Origin of the sequence: Anaerobacillus sp. 1_MG-2023, assembly GCF_030547345.1 — a bacterium.
GTDB classification, from domain to species: domain Bacteria; phylum Bacillota; class Bacilli; order Bacillales; family Guptibacillaceae; genus Guptibacillus; species Guptibacillus hwajinpoensis_B.
Genome location: NZ_JAUORD010000029.1, coordinates 1 through 5033, shown reverse-complemented (window position 1 = coordinate 5033; position 5033 = coordinate 1). Strand labels below are relative to the sequence as shown.

5 protein-coding genes and 1 pseudogene are annotated in these 5033 nt (G+C 38.4%); 4 read left to right on the top strand and 2 right to left on the bottom strand.

The features are described from left to right. Positions 1-208, bottom strand: a pseudogene (locus Q4550_RS23050) (IS21 family transposase); the annotation flags it as partial. Between the two features lie 418 nt (positions 209-626). Here Q4550_RS23050 and istA point away from each other — a divergent pair. The 4 genes from istA (at position 627) to Q4550_RS23035 (ending at position 3853) form a co-directional block, all read left to right on the top strand. Then, positions 627-1430, top strand: coding sequence for an IS21 family transposase (gene istA, locus Q4550_RS24540; protein WP_306558565.1), 804 nt, complete (start codon positions 627-629; stop codon positions 1428-1430). A gap of 123 nt (positions 1431-1553) precedes the next feature. Beyond that, positions 1554-2033, top strand: coding sequence for a hypothetical protein (locus Q4550_RS24535; protein WP_306558564.1), 480 nt, complete (start codon positions 1554-1556; stop codon positions 2031-2033). After that, positions 2030-2755, top strand: coding sequence for an IS21-like element helper ATPase IstB (istB, locus tag Q4550_RS23040; protein WP_303536478.1), 726 nt, complete (start codon positions 2030-2032; stop codon positions 2753-2755). Before Q4550_RS24535 ends, istB begins: the two co-directional genes overlap by 4 nt. Before the next feature lie 477 nt (positions 2756-3232). Then, positions 3233-3853: a hypothetical protein gene (locus tag Q4550_RS23035; protein WP_303536475.1), complete on the top strand. Its 621-nt coding sequence runs from the start codon at positions 3233-3235 to the stop codon at positions 3851-3853. Positions 3854-4022: 169 nt separating this feature from the next. On the opposite strand, the gene galU is transcribed toward Q4550_RS23035, so the two are convergent. Further along, positions 4023-4913: a UTP--glucose-1-phosphate uridylyltransferase GalU gene (gene galU / locus Q4550_RS23030; protein ID WP_303536473.1), complete on the bottom strand. Its 891-nt coding sequence runs from the start codon at positions 4911-4913 to the stop codon at positions 4023-4025. Between the last annotated feature and the right edge of the window lie 120 nt (positions 4914-5033).

Below are 5033 nucleotides of genomic sequence, written 5' to 3'. Positions count from 1 at the left end.
ATCCCTTTTCAATAGCTTGTTTCTCAGGGAACAAGTAAGTCCCAAGCCACTGATTATTCATGGAATCCTCTAACTCCCTTAACCCTCTTTCTTTAGCCCGCTGGATAACTTCAGCAATAGTATTTCGCGAGTGGCCGGTGCTGGAACTGATCGTCCTCTGGCTTATACCATCGAACTCCATCCCCAGAACCTTCCGATAATTAACCATAAAAAAATCCTCCTTCTACACAAGTGTCATGCTTTTTAAGCATGTTACTTAAGTATACCGGAGGTATTTATCGTGAAAATATGTTTTTGGCTCTATATTACGCATACAGTGGCTCAATCTTCCGCAATTGGTGGTTTAATTTTGCGCATAAGTGGCTCATTTATTATGCAATATTCATCCTAGCTTGTTTGCCATTTTAGACTTACTAAACCCCTGTTTGATTAGCTGTTGAATTTCCATATACATTTCCCACTTATGTTTATTGCAAAATAGAAGTGCAGACCTTTGCAACAGAAAAATGCAGAGTCCTGCACTTATTTTAATAAGGGCATAAAAAAAAGACTTGCCAGTCACCCCAAGTCCCTCTAACGTAATTGGTGTCGAATCAACACGTGGAGGTAATGGAAGGATGCTAGCAATGTCTGATGTTAATTGTATCAAAAATTTGAGAAACAACAAAGGTCTATCAATCTCCCAAATACAGAAAATAATAGGGGTTAACTGGCGCACCGCAAAAAAATATGCAGATGAAGACCAGATACCTCAAGAAACCTTCAGAGCTAGAAAAGGAATGATGTATGAGGAAGAATGGGGAGAAATGGTCGCTGATTGGTTGTTTGAAGATCAACGATTAAAACGAAAATCTAGAAGGACAAATAAAGAGCTACATAACGAATTGATGAAATATGGATTTACCGGCTCATATCGAACAGTATGCAATTTTGTAAAAGAGTGGAAGAGCAGTCATCAAGAAGAAAAGGATAAAGGACATGAAAGACTTACACACCCTCCGGGTGAGGCACAGGTAGACTTTGGAGTAATGGAAGCTGTTCAAGACGGGGACTTAGTAGATGTTCGAGCACTAATCATGTCTATGCCCTATAGTAACACTGGCTTTGCCATACCTCTGCCATCTGAGAATCAAGAATGCTTTTTGTATGGATTGCAGCAGCTGTTCATTCAAGCAGGTGGAGTGCCCAAATCAATAAGAATTGACAACCTAACACCTGCAGTAAAACAAACCCGATCAAAAATGGAAGAAGCAAAACTAACAGATGAATTTATGCAATTTCAGAATCATTATGGATTTGAAGTTCAGGTTTGTAATCCGAGAAGTGGCCATGAGAAAGGGAATGTAGAAAATAAGGTGGGCTATATTCGATACAACTTTTTCACCAAGGCACCAGTGATGAAAAGCTTTGAAGATCTAACCTTGAAGTAACTGCATGAAGATCGTAAAAGGCTGCACTATGAGAAAGAAGTTCTAATCCAGGAGCTATGGGAGCAAGAAACCAAGTACTTACTAGCTATGCCCGCAAGGGCATACCCAGTATTCAAAAAAGACTTGGCAAAGGTAAATAAGTACAATGAAGTGAAAATTGACAAGTCCCTTATACATGTCCCGCGTGCTTATAACTACAGTCAATTACACTTAATCCTTAGCTGGGATCAATATAAAGTTGTTTCACCAGACGGTGAAATTCTGTTGGAGGACTTCCGTCCTTACATGAACAAGCGGAAAGCACTCCCGTGGCAATCCATTATAAAAACATGGATTCATAAACCAAGGGTTCTAAACTATTCGCGATATTGCGACTACCTTCCTGGAAGAGTAAAGGAATTTCTACTAACGGACAACCTACTTATTCGTCGTAAACGTTTAGAGTCCCTCTCTACCCTGTTAGTTACTTACGATATGAAACGAATCAATGAAGAGTTTTATGACTTGATTGAGAAAGAACGGTTAAACGGCGATAGCAATCCTTATGAAGTGGATTGGAATCAATATGATGCCCTCACTCCAATTGAGGAGGTGGGCAAATGAGTGATCAGTTACGAAGTAATTGCAAGACTTTGCGTTTGGCTTATATAGCAGAAATTTATGATCAAATTCCCTTCGAGAATAAGGAGCAATATCTTAATGACTTATTTGACGAAGAACATAAGTTAAGAGAACAAACAAAATCTATCAGATTAATAAAAAAGGCCAAGTTTTTGGATAAGAAAAATCTTTACACCTATGAATGGACAGAACAAATTCGGTTTCCACCTCATACGTCTAAAGAGGAAATATGCATTTTGAGTTTTATTGAAAAAGGAGAAAACGTTGTATTGGTAGGGTCACCAGGAACTGGGAAAACACATCTAGCGACGGGATTGGGAAGGAAAGCTTGTGAAAATGGCTATGAAGTCCGTTTTTACCGTGTAGCTCATTTAGTAGAAGAATTGGAGCAAGCCTTAAGGTTGAATAAGCTCTCAACATTTCGTAAGAAATTGGAGAAGGTAGATTTAATCATCCTGGATGAAATGGGCTACCTGCCATTTAGTAAAGAGGGCTCTGAGCCACTATTCCAACTTATCTCTGAATTCTACGAGCAGAAGAGTTTAATCATCACGTCAAATTTAGAGTTCAGTCAATGGAACAGAATATTTGTAGACTCTAGATTGACCGCTGCATTGGTAGATCGACTGATTCATCATGCCCATATCATCTCTTATCAAGGAGAGAGTTACCGCTTAACAAACGCATTATCTAAAAGAAAATAAAGAGAAGTATTCCGGGTGACAAACCTCTGTACTTTCCTTTGCATTTTCCTGCACTTTTCTATTGCAAAATACAACTTATCCACCTTTGTTCGGCCCTCCATTGATCTATGATATAAACTATCTAATCATACAATGGTAGAGCTTTCTGTTTAACTGGTATATTAGGGTAAATAAGTGTTTCATCTTATATAGCGAAAACTGTCTACTTTAGTTTAGCAGTCACAGGGAGTATGTTCTAAAGAAGCCTTCTTTAAAATACGTTAAGAGGGTTGACGACGATCGGTGCAAGTCAACGTGTAAACGACATTCATAAAGGGGAGAGGGACGAATGCGGGTAAAAATGCTCATTCTATGTCTATTCATTGTATGCGGGTGTAGCATGCCGTCGTTTGTTAGTAATCAATTGATCCAGAGAACCTCATGAAAGAGGCTCAAGCGAACATGATGGAGATTGAATCTATAAAAACGGAGGGGAAGATGAATTTCGAAGGTAACCTTGCAGGAATTTCTTATACTTACAACGCAACGAATGATTCTCAGGCAAGGATGGATGGAGGTATCATTACTGAAGCCTATATGAATATTGCAGCTGAAGGAACAGGTATACCACCTGCGACAGAACAGATTTATTTTAGTACTACCGAGTATGGTATTTATGACGACTCCACAGATTCCTGGGTTTTGACTAGTTATCTTCCTGAAGAACAAGTTCTCATTGATTTATTTTCATCCTCATTAAATCCTTCCAATTCAATGAATCAGTATTTCGAATCGAAAATTGACACAAAGTTAAAAGTAATCGGTCAAGAAACAATCGATGGGGTAGATTGTGTTGGTATCTATGTTGAAACAAATGCAGATCAAATGATGTCTGAAATCTCTCCGCTACTCTCCTTTTTCGCCGGACCTGCCGCAAAGTTATCTACCTCTCTTACAGGTACATTAGTAAAGAATTTAGAAATCACCTATTGGATTGGAAAGCAGGATAAATTAGTTTATAAGCTAGAAACGAAGTTGCCAACACCGATTTTTGATTATACCTCTACCCTACGTATCTATGACCATAATAACGAATTTGTTTCCCTGAAAGATAAATAGGAAGAATTACCGGGACGATTATAGACCGGTAAAATCCACCGTTTGCTATCTTACGCAAGTTTAAAAGGACGATGTCACTGTTCTTACCCAAAAAGGTGAGTCCTTCATATTACACGGGACTCACCTTTTGTTCTTTGACTGTTAATTTTAGTTTACTTCTTATATTGAATTAAGACTTATTAGCCAATTCCTTCTCCACAACACTCTTCAAATAATCCATCACTTCACCCTGAAGATCTTCTCTTCCCAAAGCAAAATCCACCGTTGCTTTAATAAATCCAAACTTATCCCCAACATCATAACGATCGCCAGTAAATTCATGAGCCAATACAGCATGCGACTCATTTAACACTTTAATGGCATCTGTTAACTGAACCTCGCCACCAGCACCAGTAGGCAATGTTTCAAGAATCTCAAAAATTTCCGGAGTAAGAACGTAACGTCCTAAAATCGCGTAGTTAGAAGGTGCTTCTTCAACTGCAGGTTTTTCAACGAAGGTTTCAACAGGAATCGTTCTTTCTTCTAGTTCACTACCTTTAGGTGCAATCACACCATACTTTGATACATCCTGTTCCGCTACTTGCTGAACACCAACAACAGAACTTCTATATCGATCAAATACATCCATCAATTGTTTAATACATGGTGTTTCAGAACGGACAATATCATCGCCTAATAAGACTGCAAATGGCTCATCACCAATAAAACGACTAGCACACCCAATCGCATGCCCCAAACCTTTAGGTTCTTTTTGACGAATATAATGAATATTAGCCAGATTGGAGATCCCCTTTACTTCTTCAAGCAATTTATCTTTCTGCTTCTTTGTTAGCGTCTCTTCTAATTCATAGGACTTGTCAAAGTGGTCTTCAATGGCTCGTTTTCCACGACCACTTACAATTATAATATCTTCAATTCCTGCAGCGACAGCTTCTTCAACAATATATTGAATCGTTGGCTTATCTACTATGGGTAACATCTCTTTTGGTTGTGCTTTTGTAGCTGGGAGAAATCTAGTTCCCAGACCGGCTGCTGGAATAATTGCTTTTTTTACTTTCATTTAACATCTTCCTTTAAGTATATTTTCTTTATTGGTACAAGTTTGTAGACGTCAAGTTGAATTTTACACTTTCTGCTCGTTTCCTTTTTACACTTCTGCTGAAAAAATGCTTTTCCGATT

Bases quoted from the DNA above. Each gene is read 5' to 3' on its own strand.
- istA (WP_306558565.1), top strand. From the start codon at position 627: ATGTCTGATGTTAATTGTATCAAAAATTTGAGAAACAACAAAGGTCTA.
- istB (WP_303536478.1), top strand. From the start codon at position 2,030: ATGAGTGATCAGTTACGAAGTAATTGCAAGACTTTGCGTTTGGCTTAT.
- Q4550_RS23035 (WP_303536475.1), top strand. From the start codon at position 3,233: ATGAATTTCGAAGGTAACCTTGCAGGAATTTCTTATACTTACAACGCA.
- galU (WP_303536473.1), bottom strand. From the start codon at position 4,913: ATGAAAGTAAAAAAAGCAATTATTCCAGCAGCCGGTCTGGGAACTAGA.